Source organism: Pectobacterium sp. S5 (genome assembly GCF_051707265.1).
GTDB classification, from domain to species: Bacteria; Pseudomonadota; Gammaproteobacteria; order Enterobacterales; family Enterobacteriaceae; genus Pectobacterium; species Pectobacterium polare.
Genome location: NZ_JAULSZ010000015.1, coordinates 1 through 1,180, shown reverse-complemented (window position 1 = coordinate 1,180; position 1,180 = coordinate 1). Strand labels below are relative to the sequence as shown.

Below are 1,180 nucleotides of genomic sequence, written 5' to 3'. Positions count from 1 at the left end.
CACTACATGATTGAAAATGCGATAAAAAACATTGATATAGATGAAGATGGAAATCTGTACTTAAAATAACCGTAAACAAGTTGACAGACGAAAAGTGCGGGAAACCGCACTAAAGTTCGGGTGTCACTGAACCCCGAACCGCTTCGCGGCGTTTAAATGATAGATTTTTGCAACAGCCGCCATAGGTAAAATAAGACTAATCAGAGCCTATAATGAATAAAATAAAAGTAAAAATAATCACCCTCGGACATATGCCAGCAAGATTTGATAAGAATAAATTATTGAAATGGGAGTCATCACATTTTTTTATTGACCAAAGTATTGATGATTATGCATTAACCTGTGACTCTGATATAGAAGACTGGGCTTTCTCAGATAGGTTAATGTTAGAGCAACTCCCTTCATTAAGCGAATATGATTTTTTAATAGCAATAACAAATGTTCCATTAGAGGATAATTGGTACAGTCGGCGCTTGGGTAACAATAAGGTATTATTTACCTTTCATGAAATAAAAGATTATCTTGCGTATGCAAATATTCCGTTAGAGAATGCGATTCTTAGGATTTTATATGCATATTCAATGGTTTACATGAGAAACTGCAAAAACATCCCTGATTATGACACTGCCCTTGGTTTTACTCATGACGAAACTAAGGGATGTTTATTTGATATGAATGGAATAAAGATGGATTTAATCGAATCCTGTGCGCCTCCAATAATATGCAGTGATTGTGAGCATAAGTTTTCTGGTAAAAACATACCGATAAATTTAGTTCAAAGAATTAAAAAAGAAATAAAGGGAATAAAGAAGCCTTTATACTATCGTTGGGTTGATTTTGTGAAAATTCATCCAGTTAGATCGCTGTTTTTATCGGCGCTCACCGTTGTTACGTTAGGTATATTAAGCTCTATATTTGCAACATTAATCTATGAGCATCTAGTTAAATTTTGGTTCGCATAATAACGTTATGCTAAAGAGGCCGCTGCGAGATTCGATTTTCGCAGCGGCCTTTTCAACATAACGTGTGGCACATTATACGAACCAATGGGCAAGGAGGCTGAATCTGGCGTTCTCGCCAGCGTGATTGGGTTTATCCGTTATCGCTGATACGTTCTCTTGTCTTCGACCATCAGCCGCTTAAATCGCTGTTTAGCGCGTCACTATTTTATTCGGTTTTT

General features: G+C 36.5%; 1 protein-coding gene. It reads left to right on the top strand.

Annotated elements, in window-relative coordinates; translation table 11 throughout:
• The first annotated feature begins 212 nt into the window (after nucleotides 1–212).
• On the top strand, nucleotides 213–962 hold the full coding sequence (locus QWJ20_RS21860; protein WP_433993431.1) for a hypothetical protein: 750 nt from the start codon (nucleotides 213–215) through the stop codon (nucleotides 960–962).
• The last annotated feature ends 218 nt before the right edge of the window (nucleotides 963–1,180 follow it).

Coding starts and splice junctions, on each gene's coding strand:
- QWJ20_RS21860 (WP_433993431.1), top strand. CDS start 213: ATGAATAAAATAAAAGTAAAAATAATCACCCTCGGACATATGCCAGCA.